Genomic DNA, 25,884 nt, shown 5'->3' with positions numbered 1-25,884 from the left:
GGTCACGGGATCATTGGCGCCCCGTTTGCGCCTCAGGTTACAGATGGCGGGCGGGTGCGTCCACCCGGTGATGCGGCCGATGGGCCGAATGTGGCTTTCAGGCCAAGGCGGCCTCGATCGCGGCGCCGGTGCGCAGCAGCGCCTCCTCGCAGTCCGGCTGCCCCAGCACCTGCAGCCCGCAGCTGGGCGTGCCGGTGGGCAGCGACAGCGCGCAAAGGCCCATCAGGTTGCCGACCCGCGTGTTGCGCAAGGCCAGCAGGTTGGACTGCACGTAATAGTCATGGTCGCTTTGCAGCCTGTCCAGGTTGGGCGGCAGGTTCGGCGAGGCCGGGCTGAGCACCGCATCAAAGCCGGCAACCGCCTGATCCCAGGCCATCCGGCACTGTTCCAGCTTGGCCCAGGCCGCAACGTAATCCGGGCCGCTGAACTGCGCGCCGGTGCGGAAGCGCTCCAGGATCTCCGCATACATCAGCTGCGGCGCGGCCTCGATCACGTCTTTCCACAGCCCATAAGCTTCGGTGGTGTAAAGAACCGGGCTGAGGCCCATCGCCTCCTCCAGCTCCGGCACTTCCAGCGGCACGATCAGCGCCCCGGCCTGTTTCAGCCGCTCCAGCGTCTCCCGGTAGGCCGCGGCAATTTTCGGGTCCAGATCATCCTGCACAACATTCTGCAGGTCAGCAAAGCGGCGCCCTTTAAGGGCTGCGGGATTGCGCAGATCAGGCCCCGCGGTGCCCTCCAGCAGCCCCAGCAGCAGCCCCGCGTCCTCCACCGAGCGGGCCAGCGGGCCGATGGTGTCGAACTTCAGGCACAAGGGCACCACGCCCTCCAGGCTGATCCGGCCCGATGTGGTCTTGAGGCCCACCAGATCGTTCCAGGCAGAGGGGATGCGCACCGACCCGCCGGTGTCAGAGCCGATACCAGCCGCCGCCAGTCCAAAGGCCACCGATGCCGCGGCGCCGGAGGACGACCCGCCCGGCGCTGCGCCCTGGTCATTCACGCAGGGCGGCGTTTGTTTGACGGGGTTAAAGCCAAGGCCGGAAAAGGCCAGCTCGCTCATATGGGTTTTGCCCAGGCAGACCGTCCCCATAAGGGTCGCGTTGCGCAAGACAGCCGCGTCCTGATCCGGCACCCGGCCTTTCAGCAGGTCAGAGCCGGATTCGGTCGCCGTGCCGGCGCTGTCGAACAAGTCCTTCCAGCTGAGCGGAACCCCATCCAAAGGCGACCGGCGCAGGCCCAGGCCGGCGCGCTGCTCAGCCGCTTCCGCCTCCGCCAGCGCCCGGTCACGGGTCACCTGCGTGTAGATCCGGTCTGTCAGGGGGTGGGCGTCAATGGCGTCCAGATAGCAGCGGGTCAGCGCCACCGGGCCGATTTCACCCGTCTCAATCCCGCGTCCCAGATCGGCGGCCGTCATCGTCAGCCAGTCTTGCATAGGCCCGTCTCCCCATAAGCAGTTGCCGGTGACGGTAGCGGCAGCAGGACGCAGGCACAATCCCGCGCTTCCTGCATGGACAATCCCGCCAGCAGGCGCATATTGCGGGGCATGAAAAATGCGTCCGATATCCTGATCGTGGGCGGCGGGCTGAATGGCCCGGCGCTGGCCCTGGCCCTGGCACAGACCGGCCACAGCGTTACCGTGGTCGACTCGCTGACCCCGGACAAACTGGCCGATGACGGGTTCGACGGCCGCGGCTACGCGCTGGCGCTCGCCTCGCAGCGGCTGCTGCAGCAGACCGGCGTCTGGCAGCATGTCGGGGACAACGCGCAACCGATGCTGGAAATCAAGGTGACGGACGGGCACGCTGGCCACGGCCCCTCACCGTTCTTCATCCATTTCGACCATGCCGAGCTGGAAGAAGGCCCGATGGGATACATGGTCGAGGACCGCTTCCTGCGCCGCGCCTTCCTGCAGGCGATGGAAGACCAGCCGCAGATTACGCTTGTGTCCGGCAGGACCGTGACCGCACAGGCTCCGGACCAGACCGGCGTGACAGTGACTCTGGACGACGGCGGAGAGCTGCGCGGCCAGGTTCTGGTCGGCTCCGACGGGCGCCGCAGCGGCACTGCCCGGCGGGCGGGCATCAAGCGCACCGGATGGGACTACGGCCAGACTGCGCTGGTCTGCGCCATCGACCATGAAAAGCCGCACCACGGCATCGCGCATCAGTTCTTCATGCCCCCCGGGCCGCTGGCGATCCTGCCGCTGCCGGGCAACCGGTCCTCCATCGTGTGGAGCGAGCGGACGGAGACCGCCAAGGCCATTCACGCACTGAATGACGCAGAGTACATCCAGGCTTTGCGCCCCCGGTTCGGCGACTTCCTGGGGGAGATTTCCCTGGCTGGCAAACGCTTCACCTACCCGCTGAACCTGACCATCGCCAACAGCTTCATTGGCAACCGCATGGCCCTGGTTGGCGACGCCGCACACGGGATGCATCCGATTGCCGGCCAAGGCCTGAACGCCGGCCTGCGCGATGTCGGAGCGCTGGCCGAAGTGATCACCGAAGCCACCCGGCGCGGTGAAGATATCGGCTCGCCGCTGGTGATGGAGCGCTATCAGCAATGGCGCCGCTTTGACACGGCTTCTCTGGTGGCGGCCACGGATGTGTTCAACCGGCTGTTTTCCAACGACAACCCGCTGCTGCGGCTGGGCCGGGACATCGGCATGGGCGTGGCCGGCGCGATCCCGGGGCTGCGCCGCAATTTCGTGCGTGAAGCGGCCGGGCTGACCGGCGACCTGCCCCGGCTGCTGAAAGGCCAGGCGATCTAGACGGCGCCGCGCCGAAGCAACCTGCGGGCGGGCTCCCGCCTGCTCCGGACCATCCCCAGGGATGCCCCTGCACAGTTGGGCGCGGCACCGCGCTGGCGCGCAGTGCTGCGGCTGTCCGGACCGTTCCGTGCTGGAACCGGACCTAGTTCAGCTCGCGCGCCTCATCCACCAGCATCACCGGGATGCCGTTGCGGATCGGAAAGGCGAGATTGGCCGCGCGCGAGATCAGCTCCTGTGCCTGGGCATCATAGTCCAGCACCGTCTGGGTCAGCGGACAGACCAGCGCTTCCAGCATCCGCCGGTCAAAGGCCGGCACCTGTGGTTCGGTCATTGCAGGGTTTCCTCCTGAGAGCCGCCGCGCAGGGCGAATTCGATCAAAGTGACAAGCGTTTCCCGCCTTGTCGCAAGGCAGGGCGCCTCGAGCAAGGCCTGTTTGTCCTCGGGGTCGAACTCCAGCAGCATCGCCAGCGAATTGATCAGCAGCTCATCCTCAGCCTCTTTCAGCGCCTCCCAGTCGGTCGACAGGCTGCGGGCGGTAAAGAACCGTTCCAGCAGGTTCAGGAACGAGGGGCGGTCGAGCGCCGCATCCGCCTCGGTCCGGCCCAGGTCGCGTTCAAATCCTGCCCAGCTGACATCGCAGCGCCGGTACGGGGCAAACCCGCTGGACTCGCGGGTGACGCGGAACCGGGACACGCCAGACAGCGTGACCAGGTACCGCCCGTCTTCGGTCTCGGAGAACTGGGTGACCCGCCCGGCGCAGCCGATCGCATGCAGGTCTTCGCCCTGCCCGTTCGGCCCCGGGCAAGGCTGCACCATGCCGATCAGCCGCTGCCGCGTTTTCAGCGTGTCTTCAAGCATCTGCAGATACCGCGGCTCAAAGATGTGCAGCGGCAGGCGTGAGCGGGGCAGCAAAAGCGCCCCGGGCAAGGGAAACACGGCAATGGTGTCCGGCAGATCGGCTGGCTGGATCATAGGACAGAGTGTAGTGCTGCCCCGATCTTAGGCAAATATCATCGAGCTCAGCTTGCGCCGCCCGTTCAGAACCACCGGGTCGTTCGGCTTGAGCGCGTCGAAGATGGTGAAGAGCTGCGTCTTGGCGGCCCCGTCATTCCAGTCCCGGTCGCGGCGGAACAGCTCCAGCAGTTCAGCAACGGCTGCATCGGCGTCGCCGGTTGCATGCAGCGCCTGCGCCAGATCGAAGCGGGCCTGGTGATCGCCGGGGTTTGCCTCGACAGCGGCCCGCAGCTCCACCACCGGACCGGCATTCTCCGCCTGGCGGGCAAGCTCGATCTGCGCAAAAGCCGCTTCGATTTCCGCCGCGGAGGCGATGTCCGCAGGGGCGCCGTTCAGCACCGCTTCGGCCTGATCCAGTTCGCCCAGGGCAATATGGGCCCGCGCCAGACCGCCGTAGGCGGCGGCGCTCTTGTCGTCCTCGCCCAGGATGGCTGCAAAGGTCTGGGCCGCATCCGCAACCGCGCCTTCGGCCAGCATCTGTTCCGCGGCCTCCAGCGCTTCGCCAAGCCCGCCATCGGCGGTGCCGCCCGCGGCCTCGATCACTTTCTTCAGGAAGGCGTCGATTTCCGACGCCGGCAAGGCGCCCTGGAACATGTCGACCGGACGGCCCTGCACAAAGGCGACAACGGTCGGGATGGATTGCAGCGGCAGCCCCTGCTGCGCCAGCGCCTGCGCCAGGCGCTGGTTCTCGTCGACGTTGATCTTGGCCATGGTTACAGCGCCCTTGGCCTTGGTGACGGCCGCCTCCAGCATCGGACCCAGGGTCTTGCAGGGACCGCACCAGGGGGCCCAGAAATCCACGATCACCGGAGCCTGCATCGACGCATCGACAACGTCCTGCATAAAGGTGGCTTCGGTCACGTCCTTGATCAGATCGCCCGCCGGTGCGGCGCTGCCAAAAATGTCGCTCATCAGTTTGTTCTCCGCTTGGAACTTACCCCCTATATGGAATCCTGCGCGCCGGAAACCAAGAGAGGAGTTGACCGCGGCGCGGCCCCGGTCTGACCTCTTTGCCGCATCGCAACGGCTGATGCGGCCGGATGATGCCGCCTGCAACCGGCACGCACATCCCTGGAGCGTTAGCAGCCGCATGGCGGTGCTGCCGCTGATGACCCTGACCGCGTGATCCAAGGTCGGGCTGGGCTGGCCCGGCGCGCTCCCGCCCCCGCTGGCAGGCCCTGGCTGCGCCAGCTCCCTGGCGGCGTTGGGCCGCGCGCCGCGCTGCCGCGCGGCGTGCCCGCACTGCGCGCCAGCGCAGTGCCAGGCCCAACGGAGAAGGGTCCTCTAGCGGAGGACCCGGATCAGGCGGGAGACCCCCACCCTCCCCCGCCCGCGGTCAGAGATCGAAGGTTGCAAACACCGGCGCGTGGTCGCTGGGTTTTTCCCAGCCGCGGGCATCGCGCAGAATGCGGCTGGAATGGCCCGCCCCGGCAATATCCGGTGTCGCCCAGACATGATCCAGCCGCCGCCCCTTGTCCGCCGCATCCCAGTCGCGCGCGCGGTAGGACCACCAGCTGTAGAGCTTGCCCTCAGGGATATCGCGTCGTGTGATGTCGATCCAGCCGCCCGCCTCCTGGGTTTCGGCCAGATGCGCGACCTCCACAGGCGTGTGGCTCACCACCTTCAGCAGCTTCTTGTGATCCCAGACGTCATCTTCGCGCGGCGCGATGTTCAGGTCGCCGACGAGAACGGATTTCTCCGGCTTGTCCGCATGGAACCAGTCGCGCATGGCTGTCAGGTAATCCAGCTTCTGGCCGAACTTTTCATTCACCTCCCGGTCCGGCACATCGCCGCCCGCCGGCACATAGAAGTTGTGGATCACCACCCCGTTCTCCAGCCGCCCGGCCACATGCCTGGCATGGCCAAGGGCGGCAAAGTCCTGCTCCCCGGCATCCTCGATCGGCAGCCGCGACAGGATTGCAACGCCGTTATACCCCTTCTGCCCGCGCGCAACCATGTGGCGGTAGCCGAGCGCCGCAAACCCCTCCACCGGGATCTTCTCCACCGGGCTTTTGCACTCCTGCAGGCACAGCACATCCGGCCCTTCCTCCTGCAAGAGCTTTTGCACAATCGGCTCGCGCAGGCGGACCGAGTTGATGTTCCAGGTGGCAAGGGTAAATGGCATCGCGCGCCTCATCATGAAATCCGGGTTCGGGCGCGATACTGCCCGCCCCGGCCAGGAAGGGCCAGAGAGGAATTGCGCAAAGGCCCCGTGCGGCCCGGCGCCCAAAAAAAGGCCGGGCAAGAGGCCCGGCCAAGTCCAACAGGGAGGTGCATATCGTAACCCGGATATGCGCGGGATCGAATACAGTCTAAAGATGAACTCTAGTGTCTTCTTTGATCTGGCTCAACGCGTGTGTCAGGCAACCAGCCGGTATCCGCCTGATTCCGTCACCAGCAGGCGCGCATTCGACGGGTCGGGCTCGATTTTCTGCCGCAGCCGGTAGATATGGGTTTCCAGCGTGTGGGTGGTGACACCCGCATTGTAGCCCCAGACCTCATGCAGCAGCACATCGCGCGGCACCACACCGTCGCTGGAGCGGTAGAGGAACTTGAGGATATTGGTCTCTTTCTCCGTCAGCCGGATCTTGCGGTCATCCTCGGTGATCAGCAGTTTCATCGCAGGCTTGAACGTGTAAGGCCCCAGCGCAAAGACCGCATCCTCCGACTGCTCATGCTGGCGCAGCTGGGCGCGGATGCGGGCCAGAAGCACCGGGAACTTGAACGGCTTGGAGACATAGTCGTTGGCGCCGGCATCCAGCCCCAAGATGGTATCGGCATCGCTGTCGTGGCCGGTCAGCATCAGAATCGGCGACTTCACCCCCTGCTTGCGCATCAGGCGGCACAGCTCCCGCCCGTCGGTGTCCGGCAGGCCGACATCCAGAATGATAAGGTCATATAGGGCTTCCTTGGCGCGCTCCATCGCGCTTTGACCGTTCTCAGCTTCAAAGACATCGAAGTCCTCGGTCATCACCAGCTGCTCGCTCAAGGCTTCGCGCAGGTCTTCGTCATCATCAACCAGCAGAATTTTCTTCAGTTGCGCCATCGGCTCACCCTCCTGTTCTTGAAACCACAAATGCGCATCCCTTGCGCCCGCGGCAAGATTTGCTGCAAAACTCTCACGCCGACGTGTCCATGACATGGAAATTGTTTCACATCCGTTGCATTTGGGCGTAAAGACGGCGAGCCTTTGTTACAGAATAACACCGGATACCCCGCATGAGCCTGATGCCCACGATGATCGAACTGCTGGCCCGCGCCCGGGTCGATCTGCGCATGGGGCTGCCGGTGGTGCTGGCAAACGGCGAGGAAGCGGCCCTGGCGATTGCTGTCGAATCCCTGACAGAGGCACGCTTGGCAGACATGCGGGCGCTGGGGGACCTGTCGCTGGCCCTGACCGCGCGCCGGGCGGATACGCTGAAAGCCCGGGTTTACGACGAGGATATCGCCCGCGTGGCCGTTCCCGCATCCGAAGGGCTGCATTGGATCCAGGCGCTGGCAGACCCGGCAGACGACCTGAACACACCGATGAAAGGCCCGCTGTCGAGCCAGCGCGGCGGCAGTGCGGACCTGCACCGGCTGGCGATTGCGCTGGTGAAATCCGCGCGCCTGCTGCCGGCCGCGGCCCTCGTGCCGCTCAGCGGGGCGGCTGAATTTGCCGCGGGTCACGGGCTGACCACCCTGTCCCGGACTGCCGCGGCACCGCTGCTCAGTGAAAGCTCGCCCCTGCATCCGGTGGCTGCGGCCCGCCTGCCGATGGACGCCGCCGAAGCCGGGCGCCTGCACATCTTCCGGCCCGAGGATGGCGCCGAGGAGCATTACGCCGTCGAAATCGGCCGCCCCGACCGTTCCAAACCGGTGCTGGCGCGGCTGCATTCGGCTTGCTTCACCGGCGATGTGCTGGGCTCGCTCAAGTGCGATTGCGGCCCGCAGCTGCGCGGCGCGCTGGCGCAGATGGGCGAAGAAGGTGCAGGTGTTCTTCTGTACCTCAACCAGGAGGGGCGCGGCATCGGTCTCGCCAACAAGATGCGGGCCTATTCCTTGCAGGATCAGGGCTTTGACACGGTGGAAGCCAACCACCGGCTCGGCTTTGAAGATGATGAGCGCGATTTCCGCCTGGGCGCCGCGATCCTGCAGAAGATGGGGTTTTCCCAGGTGCGGCTGCTGACCAACAACCCGAACAAAATCGCGATGATGGAAAAAACCGGAGTGCATGTGGCGGAGCGGGTGGCGCTGCATGTCGGTGAAAACGCCCACAACCAGCATTACCTGGCGACAAAGGCCCGCAAATCCGGGCACATGCTGTAATGACGCCGGCCGATCTGGTCCTCACTCCGCGCGGCGTGCGTTTCCTAGGCCGGGTCCTGCCCTGCTCCATCGGCAAAGGCGGGCTGTCCCGCGCCAAACGCGAAGGCGACGGTGCCACGCCCGTTGGCATTCACCGGATTGCGGGAATGCTGTACCGCCCGGACCGCCTCGCCCGCCCTGCCCCCTGGGCAGAGCCGATCGGCCCAGGCGATCTGTGGTCGGATGATGCAGGCCACAGCGCCTACAACCGCCATGTCCGGGCGCCTTATGCCTTCAGCCACGAAAAGCTGCGCCGGGCGGATCCGCTGTATGATCTGATCCTGGTCACGGATTGGAACTGGCCGGACGCCGTGCCCGGCAAAGGCTCAGCCATCTTCCTGCATCAATGGCGGCGTCCGGGGTTTCCCACCGAAGGCTGCATCGCCTTTTCCCGGGCCGGCCTCCACTGGCTGGCCGCCCGCCTCCAGCCGGGCACCCGGCTCATCGTGCCGCCCTTGGGCCGCGCCTGACGCAGCCAAGACTTGTCTAATAAGTCTTGGCAAAAGTTTTTCCAAAACTTTTACGCCTCAGTAAGTCCGGGCACCAAAGATGGCAGAGCCGACCCGGACATGGGTGGCGCCAAGTGCGATGGCTGACTCGAAATCGCCGCTCATGCCCATCGACAGGCCCTGCAGGCCGTTGCGTTTGGCAATCTTGGCCAGCAGCGCGAAATGCAGGCTCGGCTCCTCATCCACCGGCGGGATGCACATCAGGCCCTTGACCGGCAGATCCAGCGCACGGCATTCGGCGATGAACGCATCCGCTTCTGCCGGCATCACGCCCGCTTTCTGCTCCTCTTCGCCGGTGTTCACCTGAATGAACAGGTCCGGGCACGTGCCCAGCTCCTGCGCCAGCCGGGCCAGGGTCTTGGCCAGTTTCGGGCGGTCCACCGAGTGAATGCTGTCAAACAGCTCCATCGCCTGGCGCGCCTTGTTGGTTTGCAACGGGCCAATCAGGTGCAGGTCGATCCCGTCGTAGCGCTCGGCGAAGGCAGGCCATTTGCCTGCGGCCTCCTGCACCTTGTTCTCGCCAAAACAGCGGTGGCCTTCTTCCAGCACCGCTTCGACCCGCTCGTCCGGCTGCACCTTGGACACCGCGATCAGCTGAACACTGCCCGGCGCGCGGCCTGCGTTTGCTTCGGCCTTGGCAATCCTGGATTTGATATCTTCTAGCGGCATGGGTCCGGCCTCATCTCTGTTTGGCCGCAAAAAACACTGTTTGGCCGCCAATGTTAAGAGGCAAAAGAAAAGGGCGGGCCCCGAAGGAACCCGCCCCGAAAGTCACGCTAGGCGTGCTTCAGCTTAGAAGCTGAAGTGCAGACCTGCCTGAACCGAGTTGTCGTTGTCGTCAGCTGCGGTGTTCACGTAGCCAGCAACAAAGGTCACGCCGCCGCCCAGATCGTACTCGTAGTTGATGCCGAAGGCGGTGCCGTCGGTCACGGTCTGACCTGCGGTCACGCCGGTGTCGATGTCGGTGGAGTTGACCCATGCGATCACGGTCGAGGCTGCGCCGACTTCTGCTTCACCAGCCAGGGTGATGCTGTCTGCTTCTTCGGTCTGTGCCAGCTGCAGAGTTGCGCCGAACTGGCCGAAGTCAGCACCACCTGCCAGGAAGATCACATCGTCGTCAGCTTCCACAGCAACGCCACCTTTGGTGATGGTACGGCCGTTGTCTGCGGACTGGTATGCGCCGGTCACGAAGTAGTCGCCGAACGAGTAGTTCAGCATCAGCGCGGTGCGCTCAACACCGTTCGCGTCGGTCGAGGTGCCTGCGGTGCCGTTCTGCTTCGAGTAGGAGACGTGACCGGTGAAGCCGCCAGCGGAGTAGATGGCTTCGATGCCGCCACGGCCAACGCCTGCGGAGGTGAAGGTGTCAAAGCCAGCGCCTTTGATGGCCAGGGAATTGAAGCCCATGCCGTCGATGCCGGTGCCAACCGAGGTGGTGTTCAGGTACAGGCCCGGTGCGGAGTCGATCGCGCCCCAGATGTTGCCGACGTTCACACGCAGGCCGCCGTATGCGACGTGGAACTGCGGGCTGGAGAAGGTTGCACGGCCCTGATTGCCGTCACGGTTTTCTGCCTGGGCGCGGATACGGCCGCCAACGGTCACGCCGCCGTCGGTTTCGGTCGACGCGTCAAAGGTCAGACGGAAACGGCTGGTGATGTTGGTTGCGTCGGTGTTGTCCAGGTTACCGGCAACGTCGTTTGCTTCGTTCCAGTCCAGGCCGAAACGGCCGTAGCCGGAGATTTTGACTTCTGCCGCGGCCATGCCTGCGGTGGCGATCAGCGCGGTAGTCGCGAAGAGAACCTTTTTCATGTTTTTCCCTCGGTTTCTATTCCTCAGCCCAAACCGGGGAATCCGGCGTGGGTATGCCAAGGGGTTTCGCTCTTTCGGCCCCGTTTTGGCAAGTCTTGGGAAAGTCAGGCGAAACGATGCGGCCCGGGATGGTGCAGCTTTGCCACAGTCTGCCCGCCCCTGGCGCACTGTGCCGCCGGATAAGCCCGGGTTACGGCGGAAACACCCGGCGGCGCAGCACAACAGCCTCACTATAGCAGCCAAAGCCCTTGCTCCGCCGGCTTGGCTTGCGTTAGGTGTTCGCGCAGAAAATGGCTCCGGGAGCGGTTATGGAATACGGAAAGACCCTGCGGGTAACTTTGGTCGGTGCGATCTGTCTCAGCCTCGCGGCGTGCGGCGGCAACAGAGGCGGCGATGCGCCGTCCAGCACGGCCCGGACAATCAGCCACAAGGAAGAGATTCAGGGCGCCGCGACCAAGTCCTCGGTCTTTGACTTCCTGAACGCCAAGCCGGATCAGACCGTTCAGGTGAACCGCTACCTGTGGACCGCCAGCCTGGATGTGCTGTCGTTCCTGCCGGTGCAGTCGGTCGATCCGTTCACCGGTGTCATTGTCACCGGCTACGGCACCCCGCCGGGCGGCGGCCGCTCCTACCGGGCGACCATCCATATCAAGGACCCGGCGCTGGACGCGCGCTCGCTGAATGTGGCCCTGCAGTCCAAGGGCGGCCCGGTCAGCGCCAGCACCACCCGGGCGGTCGAAGATGCGATTCTTTCCCGCGCTCGGCAGCTACGCATCGCGGACAAGAAACTCTGACCCGCTGCGCACTGGAAACACCAGCCAAACCCCATTATCAGATGCGCCGGGCCACTTGCCCGGCGTTTTCATGCAAAGGACCGCTCTGATGCCGCGTTACATAGCTCCTGAAATCGAAGCACGATGGCAGAAAGCCTGGGACGAGGCCGGAATTTTCCAGGCCAAGCGAACCGGCGGCAAGCCCAAGTACTATGTGCTGGAGATGTTCCCCTACCCGTCGGGGAAACTGCACATGGGCCATGTGCGCAACTACACGATGGGCGACGTGATCGCGCGCTACAAGCTGTCGACCGGCCATAACGTGCTGCATCCAATGGGGTTTGACGCCTTCGGCATGCCCGCCGAAAACGCCGCGATGGCGTCCGGCGGACACCCCAAGGACTGGACGTACTCCAACATCGACACGATGGTCGAGCAGATGAAGCCGCTGGGCCTGTCGCTGGACTGGAGCCGCATGTTCGCGACCTGCGACCCGGAATATTACGGCCAGCAGCAGGCGCTGTTCCTCGACTTCCTGGAAAAGGGCCTGGTCTACCGCAAGAACGCGGTGGTGAACTGGGACCCCATCGACATGACCGTGCTGGCCAACGAGCAGGTCGAGAACGGCCGCGGCTGGCGCTCCGGCGCGCTGGTGGAGCGGCGCGAGCTGACCCAGTGGTTCTTCAAGATCTCCGATTTCTCCGAAGAGCTGCTGTCGGCGCTGGACACCCTGGAAAACTGGCCCGCCAAGGTCCGCCTGATGCAGGAAAACTGGATCGGCAAGTCGCGCGGCCTGCAGTTCTCGTTCGAGCGCACCGACGGCGGCGCGCCGATCGAGGTCTACACCACCCGCCCGGACACGCTGATGGGGGCATCGTTCGTCGGCATCTCGCCCGATCACCCGGTTGCCAAGGCGCTGGAGGCCGAATCGGAAGAGGTTGCAGCGTTTGTTGCCGAGTGCCGCAAGGGCGGCACCACCGAGGAAGCCATCGAAACGGCGGAGAAGCTGGGCTATGACACCGGCATCCGCGTGAAGCATCCGCTGAACCCCGACTGGGAGCTGCCGGTCTGGATCGCCAATTTCATCCTGATGGATTACGGCACCGGCGCGATCTTTGCCTGCCCGGCGCATGACCAGCGCGACCTGGATTTCTGCCGCAAGTATGACCTGCCGGTCACCAACGCCTTCTTTGCACTGGATGAGGACGCGCCGGTCGCAACCGAGGCCCTGGTGCCGCCGAAGTCCGAAAAGGTCCGCTGGGTGGATCATTTCGCCGGGCTGACCGAGGCCACCGGCGAAGATGCGATCAACGCCACCGTCGACTTCGCGGAAAAGGCCGGCTGGGGCCAAGGCGTCACTAAATACCGCCTGCGCGACTGGGGCCTCTCCCGCCAGCGCTACTGGGGCTGCCCTATCCCTGTGGTCCACTGCGCAGACTGCGGCGTGGTGCCGGAGAAGAAAGAGAACCTGCCGATTGCGCTTCCTTATGATGAGGGCGGCAAACCGATCGACTTCTCTGTTCCGGGCAACCCGCTGGACCGCCACCCGACCTGGCGCGACTGCGCATGCCCGTCCTGCGGCAAGCCGGCCCAGCGCGAAACCGACACCATGGACACCTTCGTGGACTCGTCCTGGTATTTCGCCCGTTTCACCGCCCCGCGCGCCGAAACCCCGACCGACATGGCCGAGGCCGAATACTGGATGAACGTCGACCAGTACATCGGCGGCATCGAGCACGCGATTCTGCACCTGCTGTACTCGCGCTTCTTTGCCCGCGCGATGCACATCTGCGGCCACCTGCCGGAGAAATCGAAGGAGCCGTTTGACGCGCTGTTCACCCAAGGCATGGTGACCCACGCGATCTACAAGACCACCGGCGGCAATCACCGCCCGGTCTACCACTACCCCGAGGAAGTGGAACTGAAGGACGGCAAGGGCTTCCTCAAGGACGGCACCGAGGTGGAAATCATCCCCTCCGCCAAGATGTCGAAGTCCAAGAACAACGTGGTGGACCCGCTGCACATCATCTCGTCCTTTGGCGCCGACACCGCGCGCTGGTTCGTGCTGTCCGATTCGCCGCCCGAGCGGGACGTGGAATGGACCGCTTCCGGTGCCGAGGCCGCGCACAAGCACCTGAACCGGGTCTGGAACCTGTGCGACCGGATCGGGGAGATGGACCGCAACGCCGATGGCGAAGGCGACGAGGAGTTGCTGCGCGAGATGCATAAGTGCATCCGCGACGTGACGCTGGGCATCGATTCCTTCGGCTTCAACGCCGCGATTGCCAAACTTTACGCCTTCACCGGCACGCTGTCGAAATCCAAGGCCAGCTATAAGGTGCAGCGCCAGGCGGTGATGACGCTGGCGCAGCTGATGTCCCCGATGACCCCGCACCTGGCAGAGGACATCTGGAACCATCAGGGCGGCGAAGGCCTGTGCGCCACAGCACCCTGGCCGGTTGCGGACGACGCGATGCTGGTCGAGGACACTGTCACCCTGCCGATCCAGATCAACGGCAAGCGCCGCGGCGAAATTGAGGTCGCCAAGGATCTGGACAAGGCAGAGGTTGAAAAACTGGCCCTCGCGCATGAAGCTGTGCAAAAGGCGCTGAATGGCAGCGCTCCGAAGAAGGTGATCGTTGTGCCGGGCCGGATCGTGAATGTCGTTGCTTAACCGCAGAACCCTGCTGCTGGCCCTGCCCCTGGTGGCAGCGGCCTGCGGCTTTACCCCGGTGTACGCTCCCGGCGGCACCGGGTCCGCGCTGCATGGGCGGATCGCGGTTCAGGCACCCGAGGAGATCACAGGCGCCACCGGCACCGACGCCTATTTCCTGGTGCAGAACCTGGAACAGCGGCTGGGCCGCGGCGGCAGCCCGGACTACCGGCTGGATCTGACGCTCAGCACCCAGGAAGAAGGGCAGGCAATCACCGCCGGAAATGAGATCACCCGCTATTCGGTGATCGGAACGGTTAACTATTCCCTAACACGATTGTCAGCTGGCAATATTGTCTCCAGCGGCACCGTGCGGAACTTCACCGGCTACTCCGCCACCGGCTCCACCGTGGAAACGCTGGCGGGCGAGCGCGACGCGCATGAGCGGCTGATGGTGATTTTGGCAGACCAGATCACGACACAGATCCTGGCAACTGCGGATCTCTCCGCGCCGGCAGAATGAAGCTCTCCCCGCGCGAGGCAGACGGGTATTTCGCCAAGCCCGATCCGGGCAAAACCGGCATCCTGATCTATGGCGCCGACGCCATGCGCGTGTCGCTCAAGCGGCAGCAGGTGCTGGCCACCCTGCTTGGCCCCGGCGCCGAGGAAGAGATGCGCCTGAGCCGCCTGCCCGGCGCAGACCTGCGCAAGGATCCGGCCCAGCTTTTGGATGCGGTGAAGGCAGTCGGGTTCTTTCCCGGCATCCGGGCGGTCTTTGTCGAGGGCGCCAACGACACGGCCACGCCTGCCATCACCGCAGCGCTGGAGGAATGGCAGCCGGGCGATGCCCAGATCGTTGTCACTGCCGGGCAGCTCAAGGCCACGTCCAAACTGCGCAAGGCGTTTGAGGGCCACAACAACGCCTACGCCGCGGGCATCTACGATGATCCGCCCTCGCGGGCCGAGATCGAACGCATCCTCGGCGAGGCCGGCATCCGCGGCGTGCCCGCCGACAGCATGTCGGCGCTTACCGATATCGCCAATGACACCGGCCCCGGCGACTTCTCCCGCATGATCGAGAAGCTGGCGCTGTACAAACACGGCGACAGCAGCCCGCTGGCGCTGGAGGATATCGCCGCCGTTGCCCCGCAATCGACCGAAGCCGCGCTGGATGACGTGCTGCACGTGGTGGCCGAGGGGCGCAGCGCCGAAATCGGCCCGCTGATCCGCCGCCTGCAGGCGCAGGGCACCAACGCGGTCACGCTGTGCATCGGCGCGACACGGCATTTCCGCACGCTCTACACCATCGCAGCCGCCCCCGGCGGCCCGGCCCAGGGCATCGGCCATCTGCGCCCGCCGCTCTATGGCAAGCGCCGCGACCGGATGCTGCGGCAGGCGCAGAACTGGGGCGCGAACCGGCTGGAAACCGCGCTGACCATCATCACCGACACCGATCTGGCCTTGCGGTCTGCCGGCCAGACCGCCCCGGCGCTGGCGCTGATGGAACGGGCGCTGATCCGGCTGGCAATGCTGGGCCGCGCCCGCTGAACCGGCGGCGCGCCGTCCCGCTTGATCCGCCTCCGCCGGCGGCGCATCTTACCCGCACATGAACAGGAGAGAGATGATGTACACCGTCACAGGCATGCCGCTCACCCGCACCTTCCGGGTGCTCTGGGCGCTTGAAGAGCTTGGCGAGCCTTATGAGCTCCACCCGCACGGCCCCCGCAGCCCGGAGGTTCAGGCGCTGAATATCTCGGGCAAGGTGCCGGTGCTGCAGGCAGAGGGGGAGGTCATCACCGATTCGACCGCCATCATCACCTATCTGGCCGACAAGCACGGCGCGCTGACAGCGCCCGCCGGGACGGTGGCCCGCGCCAAGCAGGACGCGATCACCCATCTGCTGCTGGACGAGTTCGACGCCGTCCTGTGGGCCGCGGCCCGCCACAGCTTTATCCTGCCCGAGGAACAGCGGGTGCCGGAGGTGAAAGGCAGCCTGAAATGGGAGTTCGGCCACAATCTGGCGCGGCTTGAGGACAAGATGACCGGTCCCTTCCTGATGGGCGAGGACTTCACCATCGCCGACATCATCTTCACCCATTGCCTGAACTGGGCGCGCAGCGCCAAATTCCCGGTCGAGGGCGAGAAGATCCAGGACTACGGCAAGCGGATGCGGGAGCGCCCTGCCTTTCAGCGGGTCGCGGCACTCGCCAAGTAAGCCGCCGCCGCCCGGCCCGCCCAGCGCCCGGTCGCCAGGCATCCGGTCAGAAGGTAGCCGCCGGTGGGCGCTTCCCAATCCAGCATCTCCCCGGCGCAGAACGTGCCGGGGAGCTGTTTCAGCATCAGGGTGTCCTCCAGCGCGCCGCGGCAGACGCCGCCTGCGGTGGAAATCGCCTCATCCATCGGGCGCAAGCCTGCGTGCTGCACCGGCAGCGCCTTGATCAGCTGCGCCAGGGTCTGCGCATCCTGCGGCAGCGGTCGCCCGAATTCCTGCAACACCGCCGTTCGCGCGGGTCCCAGCTTCAGCACCTTGCGCAGATGGTTGGAAAAACTCGCCTTGCCGCGCGGCCGGGACAGGCGGCTGGCAATCTCCGCCGCATCCATGTCCGGCAGCAGATCCATCTGCAGAACCGCACCCTCCCGGACCGCCGCGCAGACGGAATAAACGCCGCCGCCCTCCAGGCCGCGCTCCGAAATGACCGCCTCACCGCGCGACGCCAGGCTGCCGGCGCGCAGGGCAATGCCCTTCAGCGGCTGGCCGAACTGAGGCTTCATATGCGCGGACCATTCCACCAGCAGACCCGCATTGGCCGGCTGGAACGGCGCGGTTTTCACGCTCTTTTCACGCAGATGCGGCACCCATGCCCCGTCCGAGCCGAGCCGAGCCCAACTGGCGCCGCCCAGCGCCAGAACCACGGCCCCGGCCCCGATCCGCTGCGGCCCCTCCGGCGTCTCAAAGGCGAGCGCAGCGCCGTCCCAGCCGGTCCAGCGCCAGCGGGTGCGGATCTGAGCACCGTACCCGTCCAGCCGCGCCAGCCAGGCGCGCAGCAGCGGCGAGGCCTTCATCACCGTGGGAAACACCCGGCCCGTCGATCCGGTGAACAACGTGCTCCCCAGCCCCAGTGCCCAATCCTGCACCGCTTGCGCATCAAAGGCGCGGATCATCGGTGCCAGCCAGTCCGCTGCGCCGCCATAATGCGTGATCAGCTGCTCAAAAGGCTCATCCTTGGTCAGGTTCAGGCCGGACTTGCCCGCCATCAGGAACTTGCGCGCAACCGACGGCTTGGCCTCGATCACCAGCACCCGGTGCCCGGCGCGGCCCAGTTCCTCTGCCGCCATCAGACCTGCAGGCCCGGCGCCGATCACCACTGCGTCCCACGTTTCCGTCATGCCATCCCCTTGCCAGCGCCCGCCGCCAGCGTGTCTATTCAGCGCACGAAACCGCAAGAGGCCCGCACATGTCCGATCCGGTCTGCCCGCTTTGCGGCCGTCCCATTCCCGACGGCGTTCCGCAAAGCCTGCACCATCTGATCCCAAAACTGAAAGGAGGCAAGGGCGGGCCGACCGTGCTGCTGCATGACATCTGCCACCGCGAGATCCACGCGACGCTGACGGAGGCAGAACTGGCCCGCGAGTACAGCACCCCGGAAGCGCTGAAAACACACCCGCGGCTGGCCAAGTTCATCGTCTGGGTGCAGAAACGCCCGCCGGGCTTCCGTTCCCGCGTGCCCGGCAAGCGGCGCAAGCGCTAGGTGATCTCCAGCCCCAGAAACGCCGGGCTGTCGCGCAGGTCGGCCCCGGCAATATGCTGGAATTCCAGCGTCGTATACGGCCGCTTCCACAGCCAGGGCCGGTTTGCCACAGCCCGCAGATCGGGATCCGGCGGGGTTTCCTCCGTATAGGCCAGGAAATGCAGGTCAAAGCCGAACTCCGCCACGTCCTGAACCGCCAGCAGCGTCATGTCCGAGTGCATGGCCAGTTCGGCGGCGATGTCGCCGGTGCGCAAGGTGATCTGCCCAAGATGCGCCCCGCCGCCCAGCGGCAGCGCCGGGTCGCCCGCCCCGTCGGGCCGTTTGCCCTGGAAGTCATGCTGCAGCAGCTCGATGGCAAAGCCTTCGGGATCGTGCAGATGCGCCATATAGCCGATGTCGCGGAACTGGTGCGGGGCAGAGACCTCTACCCCCTTCTGCCGCAGCTGTTCGCAGGCGGTGTCCAGATCGGGCAGGCAGATGCCGATTTTCCAATACCGCTCCTCCCGTGAATGCGGAACCGGGCGGCCGCCCGGCTGCAGGACCAGATCGGCGTCCGCCCCTGCATAGCCTGCGCGCCATCCGCCGTTGCCGCTGCGCGCCGTCATGCCCAGCACATCCGAATAGAACCGGGCCAGCCGTTCGAGATCCTGCACCTGCAGCTTCACACCGGACAGCCGCTTCACCGGCACATCCTCAGGATCCCGGCGGCGGTCTCCGGCTTGGCCGCCAGCGAATGCGCCAGCAGGTCCTGCGCGGTGGCCATCAGCGCGTCCGGCTCCACGATCCGGTCGACGAGACCGTAATCATAGGCTTCCTGCGCGGTGATCTTCTGCCCTGCCGCCAGGATCATCTTGGTGCGCGCAGGCCCGATCAGCGCCGCCATCCGGCCCGCGTCCGAGGGCTGCGGCAGGTAGCCGAGCTTCATCACCGGATAGAAGACCTTGGCCGACGGCACGGCAAGGCGGATATCGCAAGCCAGCACCATGCCGTTGGCGCCACCCGCGAGGGTTCCGTTCAGCGCAGCGACCTTAAGGCAGGGCACGGCGGCCATCGCATTCGACAGCCGCTCCCACACCGGAGAAGTCGCCAGACCGGCCCGTGCCTCGTCCAGGTCGGCACCGGCGCTGAAGACCTTGCCGGTGCCGGTCAGGATCAGCCCGCGCGCCTCCTGCGCGCGCTCGGCGATCTCTGCCAGCTCGGTCAGCATCGCGCCGGTCAGCGAATTGGCCTTGTCCGGGCGGTTGATGGTGATGGTCCACAGGCCGCTGTCCGCGATGTCCAGCCCGATCATGCCAGTCCGACCCGCTGGCGGATGCTGTCTTCCCGCAGGGAGACTTCCTCGCCGATATAATTGTCAGCGTCGGCCGTGCACATCCACAAGAGCGTCCGGGCTGGCCATTCCGGCGGGATGTGGTCTTCCCACTCCAGCGCGCTCACCGGGTTGATGCCACTGGCCTTGATCTCGCGCTGCATCCGGGTTGCCACCGTACCCGGCGACAGGCCCATAGCGCGGATGCCGTTTTCGCGCTCCTCCAGGTCCAGCGCGCTGGTCAGCATCGCCGCACCCGCCTTGGAGGTGCAATAGGCGCTCCAGCCCTCCAGCGGGCGGTGCGCAGCGCCGGAGCTGACGGTGATGATGGTGCCGCCGCCCGCGGGCTTCATCAGCGGCAGCGCGGCCCGGATCCCGTTGAACACGCCTTTGACGTTGATGTCGATCAGCTTGCCCCAGTCGTCTGGCTCAGCCGCCTCCAGCCTGGCGATCGGTTCGATCACGCCGGCATTGTTGATCAGAACATCCAGGCTGCCGAATTTCCGGTGCGTCTCCGACAGCGCCGCCGCCACCGCGGCATAGTCAGCCACATCGCAGGCGAAGGTCAGCACGTTCCCGCCGATTTCCGCCGCCAGTTCCTGCAGCGCCGCGCCGCTCCTTGCCAGCAAGGCCAGATTGGCCCCGGCAGCGGCAAACACCCGGGCCGCATCCGCGCCGATGCCGCGGCTGGCCCCTGTAATTACAACTGTTTTTCCATTGAAATCCATCCGCTGTCCCTCCAAGTGGCTGCTGTCCCAAGTGGTAAAGCGGTTAAGGGGAGCGGTCCAGCCCAAGGCCCCCTTGACGGCACCGCCCGCCGGGCCGACGATGATTTCAATTATCTCACAGAGAAAGGTTCTCTAATGTCCCGAATTTTTGCGCGCGGCGGTGCCGCAGCGGCAATTTTGGTTGTTTCAGCCCAGGGCGCCCTCGCCGATCTCAGCGCTCAGGACGTCTGGGCCGAGTGGAAAGCGTACCTGACCAGCACCGGCTACACCGTGTCCGGCACCGAATCCATTTCCGGCAGCACCCTGACCGTTTCCGATGTGTCTATGGTCATGCCGATCCCCGAAGAGGACGGGTCCGGCACCGTCAGCCTCCCGGAAATCAAGTTCGTGGAAAACGGCGACGGCACCGTCAACCTGCTGCTGCCTGCGGAATTCCCGGTCGGGTTTGAGTTCTCTGGCGACGGCGAAGAATTTTCGGGCAAGCTGCTCTACACCCATGACGGCGCGCCGCTGACGGTGGCCGGCGATACCGAGAACATGAGCTATGATTACAGGTCGTCCAAGGTCACCGTGACTTTGGCTGAACTGGCCGCCGATGGCGAGGCGGTTCCGGACGGCGTGGCGAATGCGCAGGTCACCCTGAACGATGTGACCACCACAACCGACATGAAGATCGCGGAGGTGCGCACCTACAAACAGTCGCTGTCCGCCTCCAGCCTGAGCTACGACATGGGGTTCAACGACCCGGAAAGCAACGGCAACGGGTCCTTCAAGGGCGCGCTGGAAGGGCTGAGCTTCAAGGGCACCAGCACCGTTCCAACGGGCCTCGACGCCCCCGACATGGCAGCGCTGCTGGAGGCCGGTTTTGCCTTTGACGGCACCTTTACCTTTGCCGGCGGCAAAGGCTCCATTTCCGGCCAGGAGGGCAGCGAAAGCTTTGCCATGGAGAGCAGCTCCGAAGGCGGTTCGGTCGCCATAGCGATGGACAACAAGCACCTGACCTATGACGTGTCGCAGAGCGGCACCAATGTGAACATCACCGGGTCCGAGATCCCCTTCCCGCTGGCGATCAGCATGGCGGAAGCCGGGTTCAACCTGATGATACCGCTTGCCAAATCCGAGGAAGAGCAGGATTTCGCCCTGGGCGTCACCCTGCGCGACTTTGCGCTGCCGGAGATGCTGTGGGGGATGTTCGATCCGACCGGCCAGCTGCCGCATGACCCGGCTACCGTCGTTCTGGACCTGGCCGGCAAGGGCAAGGTGCTGTTCGACATGTTCGACCCGGAAGCGATGGAAGCCCTGGAGAAGGGCGAGGAACAGCCGGGCGAGCTGCATGCGCTGACCGTCAATCAGCTGCAGGTGTCCGCCGCGGGCGCTGAGCTGACCGGCACCGGCGACTTCACCTTCAACAACGAGGATCTGACCAGCTTTGACGGGGTGCCTGCCCCCGCGGGCGAGGCCAACCTCAAGCTGACCGGCGCCAACGCCCTGATCGACAAGCTGATCCAGATGGGCCTGATCACCGAGGGCGACGCCATGGGCGCGCGCATGATGATGGGTATGCTGGCAGTGCCGGGCGAGGCTGAGGACACCCTGACCTCGAAGATCGAAATCTCCGAGGATGGCCAGATCCACGCCAACGGCCAGCGCATCAAATAACCGTCAAACCCTGACGGGTACTTAAAAGGGGCTGCCATGCGCGGCCCCTTTTTTGCAGCCCGCACTTGCGGCAAGGCGCCTCACTGGATAGCTCTTTTACAGAGCAGAACAGAAGGTGCCCATGACCCAGTCCCCCGAAGCGCTTTGCCACGCCCTGATTGACGCCGCCCGCAAGGCCGGCGCGGATGCCGCTGATGCGATGGCTGCTGAGGGCAGCTCTCTCAGCATCGAAGTGCGCGAGGGCAAACTGGAGCATGCGGAGCGCTCCGAAGGGACAGACCTGGGACTGCGGGTGTTCGTGGGCAAACGGCAGGCGCTGGTGTCGTCCTCGGACATGCGCCCGGAGACCATCGCCGCGATGGCCGAACGCGCCGTGGCGATGGCCAGGGAAGCGCCGGAGGATCCCTATGCGGGGCTTGCCGACCCGTCGCAGCTGGCCCGCGGCTGGGACCTGGCCGCGCTGGAGCTGGAAGACCCCTCGGGCGAGCCGGAACCGTCCGCGCTGCAGGCGGACGCCCTGGCGGCCGAGGCCGCCTGCCAGGAGATCGACGGCATCAGCCAGGTGCAGTCCGCCGCCGCGGGCTATGGCCGGCACGCGGTTCACATGGCTGCCACCAACGGGTTCTCCGGCGGCTACCAGCGCACCGGGCGGTCGCTGTCCTGCACCGGGATCGCAGGCACCGGCACCGGCATGGAGCGTGACCACGATGGCGACTCGCGCACCTTCCAGGGTGACCTGCGCAGCGCTCAGGAGATCGGCCGCACCGCCGGCGAGCGGGCCGTGGCCCGGCTGGGGGCGCGCAAGCCCAAGACCGGCAGCTTTCCGGTGCTGTTCGACGAACGCATCTCCTCCTCCCTGATCGGGCATCTGCTGTCCGCCGCCAATGGCGCCGCGATTGCCCGCGGCTCCTCCTGGCTGAAGGATTCGCTGGGCCAGCAGGTGCTGCCCGAAGCGCTTTCGGTCATCGAGGACCCGCACCGCCCGCGCATTTCCGGCTCCCGCCCCTTTGATGGCGAAGGGCTGCCGACCCGCCGCCGCACCGTTGTGGACAATGGCGTTCTGACCGGCTGGACGCTGGACCTGGCCTCCGCCCGCAAGCTGGGGCTGGAAAGCACCGGCAACGCCGCCCGCGGCATCGGCGGGGTGCCCTCGCCCGCAACCTGGAACATCGCGCTGACCCAGGGCGAGGCCAGCCGAGAGGATCTGATCGCCCAGATGGGCACCGGCCTGCTGGTCACCTCGATGATCGGCTCCACCATCAATCCGAACACCGGGGATTATTCCCGCGGCGCCTCCGGCTTCTGGGTGGAAAACGGCGAGATTGCCTATCCGGTGAACGAATGCACCATCGCGGGCAACCTGCTCGATATGCTGCGCCGGATCGTGCCGGCCAATGACGCGCGCACGCATCTGTCCACCGTGGTGCCATCGCTGCTGGCCGAGGGGATGACACTTGCCGGCAACTGACCTGCCCCTGCTTGTGAAAGCGGCGGAACTGGCCGGAGACATCGCATGCCGCTTCACGGGTCCCGAGGCCAGGAGCTGGGACAAGCCCGGCGGCGCGGGGCCGGTGACAGAAGCAGACCTGGCCGTGAACGCCATGCTGGAAGACATGCTGCAGAAGGCGCGCCCCGGTTACGGCTGGCTGTCGGAGGAGACCGAGGACAGCGCCGCGCGGCTGACACGGGACCGGGTGTTTATCATCGACCCGATCGACGGCACCCGCAGCTTTGCCCAAGGCTCCCGCACCTGGGCGCATTCCATTGCGGTTGCGGAAAAGGGCGTGGTGACGGCGGCGGTGATCTACCTGCCGCAGCGGGAGCTGATGTACACCGCGGCCAAGGGCCAGGGCGCTGCCTGCAATGGCGCCCCGATCCGGGTTTCCTCCGCCTTGGACCTGTCCATAACAGAGGTGCTGGCCGCCAAGCCCAACCTGCAAGCGCATCACTGGCTGGGCGGCACCCCGCCCGCGTTCATCCGCAGCTACCGGCCCTCGCTGGCCTACCGCCTGGCAAAGGTGGCGGACGGCCGGTTCGGTGCGATGCTGACGCTGCGGCCGAGCTGGGAGTGGGACATTGCCGCAGGCGATCTGCTGCTGCGCGAGGCCGGCGGCACCATCACCGACAGGACCGGCACCCCCTTGCGCTTCAACAACCCGGCCCCGCGCCTGAACGGCGTGGTGGCCGGCGGCAGCGCCCTGCACCGGGCATTGCTGGACGCGCTGGACCCGGACAGCCCCGGCATCACTGGACATTGACAGCGGCCGGCCTTAAGCGGCGGTAGCAGAGGCGGCTGCAACGCCGGCAAATTTTTCACAGACAAACCCGCATGTTGCCGATACGTTGGGCCGGAAATTTCAGATCGAACCAGATGCAACGGCGAACCACAGCTCCCAGCCGCCAATCCGTGCTGCAGCCCCGTCCCAGGGGCGAGCTGCTGTGGGTGCACGCAACAACGGCGGAGCGCTACCTGGCGCTGTGCGATATCGGCCGCCGGCTGAAGACCCTGCGCCCGGACCTGTCGGTGCTGGCCAGCTGGGAGCCCGGCCTGCGGCTGACCGGCACCGTCGGCTGCGATGTTCCCGTCGGCCCGCTGGCAGAAGACACCCAGGCGGAGGCGCGGGAGTTTCTGGGGCACTGGCAGCCGGACGCCTGCATCTGGACCGGCCCGCCGGCCCGGCGGGTGATGCTGCGGCAGCTGCGCGAGCAGGGCACCGGGGTATTGCTGGCCGACCTGCTGGAGGATGAGGTTCCGAACCGGGCCAGCCGCTGGCTGCCGGACCAGCGGCGGCGGCTGCTGGAGGGGCTGGCCTGCATCCTGACCCCGTCCAAGGACGTGCAGGCGCGGCTGGTCCGGACCGGCTTTCCGGCGGAGCGGGTAGAGCTGGCCGGCAAGCTGCGGGTCTCCGCTATTCCGCCCGGCTGCAACGATGACGAGCTGGCCGCGATGCAGCAGACCCTGGGCAGCCGCCCGGTCTGGCTGGCGGCCCATGTGAAGCTGAGCGAGCTGTCCCGCATTCTGGACGCCCACCGGGGCGCCTTGCGGCTGCTGCACCGGCTGCTGCTGGTGATCGCGCTGGACGATTACGCGGATCTGGACGCCGCCCGCAGCCTGCTGCAGGACAGCGGGCTGTCCTTTGCCGACTGGGAGACCGGCGGCGAGCCGGACGATTTCACCCAGGTGCTGCTCACAGGCGGCGAGGATCTGGGTCTCTGGTACCGGCTGTCCCCGGTTGCGCTGATTGCCAGCAGCCTGGATCCCGCGGCCCAGGGCCAGTCGCCCCTGGATGCCGCCGCCCTGGGCTCGGCCCTGCTGCACGGCCCGGGCATCCATGCCCACCGCGACTTGTACGAGCGTCTGGCCAAGGCCGGCGCTGCCCGACCCGTGCGGACGCAGGAGGAAATGACCGATGCGGTGGTCGCGATGTCGGCGCCGGACAAGGCAGCCGAGATGGCGCTGGCCGGCTGGCAAAGCGTGACCGAAAGCGCGGCCACGACCGACACACTTCTGGAAAAGGTTCAGGATCTTCTGGACCGGCGCGAGGATACCGATGCGGGCACCTGATTTCTGGCACAAGCCGCCGGGCGAATTCGATGCGCGGGCCGCCTTGCTGGCGCCGCTCGGCTGGGCCTATGCGCGCGCCACCGCGTCCAGAATCGCCAAGGGCAGCCCGGCCGCGGCCGGTGTGCCGGTGATCTGCGTGGGCAATCTGAACGCCGGCGGCACCGGCAAGACGCCCACGGTGATCTGGCTGCTGGAAACCCTGCGCAGCCAGGGGCATGAACCGCATGTGGTGACCCGCGGCTACGGCGGCACGCTGGAGGGGCCGGTGCAGGTGCTTCCCGCCACGCATGAGGCGGCGCAGACGGGGGATGAGCCGCTGCTGCTGGCCGCCTTTGGCGAGGTCTGGGTTGCCAAGGACCGCGCCGCTGGCGCCCGGGCCGCTGCCGCAGCCGGGGCGACGGTCATCCTGCTGGACGACGGCTTTCAGAATCCTGCGGTGGCGAAGGACCTGTCGCTGATCGTGGTGGACGCACAGCATGGCTTCGGCAACGGCCGCTGCCTGCCGGCCGGTCCCCTGCGCGAGCCAGTGGCCGCCGGGCTGAAACGCGCCGATGCTGTTCTGTCGATCGGGCCGGAGGCGGCCCAGCAGACATTCGCCGCCGCCTGGGGCGGCAAGCTGCAGGGCCTGCCGCATTTCACCGGCGCGCTGGAGCCCTTGCAGACCGGAATGCCCTGGACCGGCACCCGCGTGCTGGCCTTTGCCGGGATCGGCCATCCGCAGAAATTCTTCGACACCCTGCGCAGCCTTGGGGCGGATATCGCCCGGGCCGAGGCGCTGGACGATCATCAGCCGCTGACCCCGGCGCTGCTGACCCGGCTGGAAAATGAGGCCCAGCTGCGCGGCGCCCAGCTGGTCACCACCGAAAAGGATGCCGTGCGCCTGCCCGCCAGCTTCCGCCGCAAGGTGATCACCCTGCCGGTGCGGCTGCAGGTTGCCGGAGACGGCGCCTTGAAAGACCTGCTGAAGAAAGCCGCGCCTGCGCCCTGAGCCGCCACGGGTTTCGC

The 25,884-nt window shown here is 66.2% G+C and carries 26 protein-coding genes; 14 read left to right on the top strand and 12 right to left on the bottom strand.

The annotated features are described in order from the left end of the window. Positions 1 to 97 precede the first annotated feature (97 nt). A complete protein-coding gene (locus R2C4_RS18995) occupies positions 98 to 1,429 on the bottom strand; it encodes an amidase (protein ID WP_141891805.1) in 1,332 nt (443 codons plus the stop codon). 111 nt (positions 1,430 to 1,540) lie between these two features. On the opposite strand from R2C4_RS18995, the gene R2C4_RS18990 reads away from it, so the two are divergent. Continuing rightward, positions 1,541 to 2,767 (top strand): FAD-dependent monooxygenase, encoded by a 1,227-nt coding sequence (locus tag R2C4_RS18990; RefSeq protein WP_141891804.1) that lies wholly within the window; start codon positions 1,541 to 1,543, stop codon positions 2,765 to 2,767. 142 nt (positions 2,768 to 2,909) lie between these two features. Here R2C4_RS18990 and R2C4_RS18985 read toward each other — a convergent pair whose 3' ends face one another. From R2C4_RS18985 to R2C4_RS18965, 5 genes are all read right to left on the bottom strand, one after another. Beyond that, positions 2,910 to 3,098 (bottom strand): Trm112 family protein, encoded by a 189-nt coding sequence (locus R2C4_RS18985; RefSeq protein ID WP_141891803.1) that lies wholly within the window; start codon positions 3,096 to 3,098, stop codon positions 2,910 to 2,912. Then, positions 3,095 to 3,739 carry an LON peptidase substrate-binding domain-containing protein gene (locus R2C4_RS18980; RefSeq protein ID WP_141891802.1) on the bottom strand — a complete coding sequence of 215 codons (645 nt, stop codon included), beginning with the start codon at positions 3,737 to 3,739 and terminating at the stop codon, positions 3,095 to 3,097. The genes R2C4_RS18985 and R2C4_RS18980 overlap by 4 nt, the downstream gene beginning before the upstream one ends. A gap of 27 nt (positions 3,740 to 3,766) precedes the next feature. Next, positions 3,767 to 4,693, bottom strand: coding sequence for a thioredoxin family protein (locus R2C4_RS18975; protein WP_141891801.1), 927 nt, complete (start codon positions 4,691 to 4,693; stop codon positions 3,767 to 3,769). Between the two features lie 424 nt (positions 4,694 to 5,117). Further along, positions 5,118 to 5,906: an exodeoxyribonuclease III gene (locus tag R2C4_RS18970; RefSeq protein WP_141891800.1), complete on the bottom strand. Its 789-nt coding sequence runs from the start codon at positions 5,904 to 5,906 to the stop codon at positions 5,118 to 5,120. A 234-nt stretch (positions 5,907 to 6,140) separates the two neighbouring features. Next, a complete protein-coding gene (locus tag R2C4_RS18965) occupies positions 6,141 to 6,827 on the bottom strand; it encodes a response regulator transcription factor (protein ID WP_027245320.1) in 687 nt (228 codons plus the stop codon). A gap of 173 nt (positions 6,828 to 7,000) precedes the next feature. On the opposite strand from R2C4_RS18965, the gene ribA reads away from it, so the two are divergent. Continuing rightward, complete coding sequence (ribA, locus tag R2C4_RS18960; protein WP_141891799.1) at positions 7,001 to 8,089, top strand: GTP cyclohydrolase II; 1,089 nt, start codon at positions 7,001 to 7,003, stop codon at positions 8,087 to 8,089. Continuing rightward, positions 8,089 to 8,598: a L,D-transpeptidase family protein gene (locus tag R2C4_RS18955; RefSeq protein ID WP_208764509.1), complete on the top strand. Its 510-nt coding sequence runs from the start codon at positions 8,089 to 8,091 to the stop codon at positions 8,596 to 8,598. The genes ribA and R2C4_RS18955 overlap by 1 nt, the downstream gene beginning before the upstream one ends. 57 nt (positions 8,599 to 8,655) lie before the next feature. Here R2C4_RS18955 and R2C4_RS18950 read toward each other — a convergent pair whose 3' ends face one another. Beyond that, the gene (locus tag R2C4_RS18950) at positions 8,656 to 9,306 is read right to left on the bottom strand and encodes a YggS family pyridoxal phosphate-dependent enzyme (RefSeq protein WP_141891798.1); all 651 of its coding nucleotides are present in this window, start codon (positions 9,304 to 9,306) and stop codon (positions 8,656 to 8,658) included. A 123-nt stretch (positions 9,307 to 9,429) separates the two neighbouring features. After that, positions 9,430 to 10,443 (bottom strand): porin, encoded by a 1,014-nt coding sequence (locus tag R2C4_RS18945; RefSeq protein WP_141891797.1) that lies wholly within the window; start codon positions 10,441 to 10,443, stop codon positions 9,430 to 9,432. Between the two features lie 308 nt (positions 10,444 to 10,751). Here R2C4_RS18945 and R2C4_RS18940 point away from each other — a divergent pair, with 308 nt between their 5' ends. The 5 genes from R2C4_RS18940 to R2C4_RS18920 all read left to right on the top strand — a co-directional run bounded on the left by R2C4_RS18940 (position 10,752) and on the right by R2C4_RS18920 (position 16,084). Further along, a complete protein-coding gene (locus R2C4_RS18940) occupies positions 10,752 to 11,237 on the top strand; it encodes a DUF3576 domain-containing protein (RefSeq protein WP_141891796.1) in 486 nt (161 codons plus the stop codon). Between the two features lie 88 nt (positions 11,238 to 11,325). After that, positions 11,326 to 13,890 carry a leucine--tRNA ligase gene (gene leuS / locus R2C4_RS18935; RefSeq protein WP_141891795.1) on the top strand — a complete coding sequence of 855 codons (2,565 nt, stop codon included), beginning with the start codon at positions 11,326 to 11,328 and terminating at the stop codon, positions 13,888 to 13,890. Continuing rightward, positions 13,877 to 14,392, top strand: a complete 516-nt coding sequence (gene lptE, locus R2C4_RS18930) for an LPS assembly lipoprotein LptE (protein WP_141891794.1) — start codon at positions 13,877 to 13,879, stop codon at positions 14,390 to 14,392. Before leuS ends, lptE begins: the two co-directional genes overlap by 14 nt. Next, positions 14,389 to 15,417 carry a DNA polymerase III subunit delta gene (gene holA / locus R2C4_RS18925; protein ID WP_141891793.1) on the top strand — a complete coding sequence of 343 codons (1,029 nt, stop codon included), beginning with the start codon at positions 14,389 to 14,391 and terminating at the stop codon, positions 15,415 to 15,417. Before lptE ends, holA begins: the two co-directional genes overlap by 4 nt. A 76-nt stretch (positions 15,418 to 15,493) precedes the next feature. Next, positions 15,494 to 16,084 carry a glutathione S-transferase family protein gene (locus tag R2C4_RS18920; protein ID WP_141891792.1) on the top strand — a complete coding sequence of 197 codons (591 nt, stop codon included), beginning with the start codon at positions 15,494 to 15,496 and terminating at the stop codon, positions 16,082 to 16,084. Here the strand turns inward: R2C4_RS18920 and R2C4_RS18915 are convergent. Then, on the bottom strand, positions 16,057 to 17,256 hold the full coding sequence (locus R2C4_RS18915; protein ID WP_141891791.1) for a TIGR03862 family flavoprotein: 1,200 nt from the start codon (positions 17,254 to 17,256) through the stop codon (positions 16,057 to 16,059). The genes R2C4_RS18920 and R2C4_RS18915 overlap by 28 nt on opposite strands. A gap of 68 nt (positions 17,257 to 17,324) precedes the next feature. On the opposite strand from R2C4_RS18915, the gene R2C4_RS18910 reads away from it, so the two are divergent. Next, positions 17,325 to 17,618: an HNH endonuclease gene (locus R2C4_RS18910; protein ID WP_141891790.1), complete on the top strand. Its 294-nt coding sequence runs from the start codon at positions 17,325 to 17,327 to the stop codon at positions 17,616 to 17,618. Here R2C4_RS18910 and R2C4_RS18905 read toward each other — a convergent pair. The 3 genes from R2C4_RS18905 to R2C4_RS18895 are packed head-to-tail and all read right to left on the bottom strand — an operon-like array spanning position 17,615 to position 19,655. Then, complete coding sequence (locus tag R2C4_RS18905) at positions 17,615 to 18,301, bottom strand: VOC family protein (RefSeq protein ID WP_244940755.1); 687 nt, start codon at positions 18,299 to 18,301, stop codon at positions 17,615 to 17,617. The genes R2C4_RS18910 and R2C4_RS18905 overlap by 4 nt on opposite strands. Beyond that, positions 18,298 to 18,909, bottom strand: coding sequence for an enoyl-CoA hydratase/isomerase family protein (locus tag R2C4_RS18900; RefSeq protein WP_141891788.1), 612 nt, complete (start codon positions 18,907 to 18,909; stop codon positions 18,298 to 18,300). The genes R2C4_RS18905 and R2C4_RS18900 overlap by 4 nt, the downstream gene beginning before the upstream one ends. Further along, positions 18,906 to 19,655, bottom strand: a complete 750-nt coding sequence (locus R2C4_RS18895; protein ID WP_141891787.1) for an SDR family oxidoreductase — start codon at positions 19,653 to 19,655, stop codon at positions 18,906 to 18,908. The genes R2C4_RS18900 and R2C4_RS18895 overlap by 4 nt, the downstream gene beginning before the upstream one ends. A gap of 135 nt (positions 19,656 to 19,790) precedes the next feature. Here R2C4_RS18895 and R2C4_RS18890 point away from each other — a divergent pair, with 135 nt between their 5' ends. From R2C4_RS18890 to lpxK, 5 genes are all read left to right on the top strand, one after another. Further along, on the top strand, positions 19,791 to 21,314 hold the full coding sequence (locus R2C4_RS18890; RefSeq protein ID WP_141891786.1) for a DUF2125 domain-containing protein: 1,524 nt from the start codon (positions 19,791 to 19,793) through the stop codon (positions 21,312 to 21,314). Positions 21,315 to 21,435: 121 nt separating this feature from the next. Beyond that, the gene (locus R2C4_RS18885; protein ID WP_141891785.1) at positions 21,436 to 22,782 is read left to right on the top strand and encodes a TldD/PmbA family protein; all 1,347 of its coding nucleotides are present in this window, start codon (positions 21,436 to 21,438) and stop codon (positions 22,780 to 22,782) included. Beyond that, positions 22,769 to 23,572 carry an inositol monophosphatase family protein gene (locus R2C4_RS18880; protein ID WP_141891784.1) on the top strand — a complete coding sequence of 268 codons (804 nt, stop codon included), beginning with the start codon at positions 22,769 to 22,771 and terminating at the stop codon, positions 23,570 to 23,572. The genes R2C4_RS18885 and R2C4_RS18880 overlap by 14 nt, the downstream gene beginning before the upstream one ends. A 113-nt stretch (positions 23,573 to 23,685) precedes the next feature. Then, on the top strand, positions 23,686 to 24,879 hold the full coding sequence (locus R2C4_RS18875; RefSeq protein WP_141891783.1) for a 3-deoxy-D-manno-octulosonic acid transferase: 1,194 nt from the start codon (positions 23,686 to 23,688) through the stop codon (positions 24,877 to 24,879). Then, a complete protein-coding gene (lpxK, locus tag R2C4_RS18870; RefSeq protein WP_141891782.1) occupies positions 24,866 to 25,867 on the top strand; it encodes a tetraacyldisaccharide 4'-kinase in 1,002 nt (333 codons plus the stop codon). The genes R2C4_RS18875 and lpxK overlap by 14 nt, the downstream gene beginning before the upstream one ends. Positions 25,868 to 25,884 lie beyond the last annotated feature (17 nt).

It is taken from the genome of Leisingera aquaemixtae (genome assembly GCF_006740765.1).
Classification (GTDB): Bacteria; Pseudomonadota; Alphaproteobacteria; order Rhodobacterales; family Rhodobacteraceae; genus Leisingera; species Leisingera aquaemixtae.
This window is presented reverse-complemented; position numbering and strand designations above follow the sequence as displayed.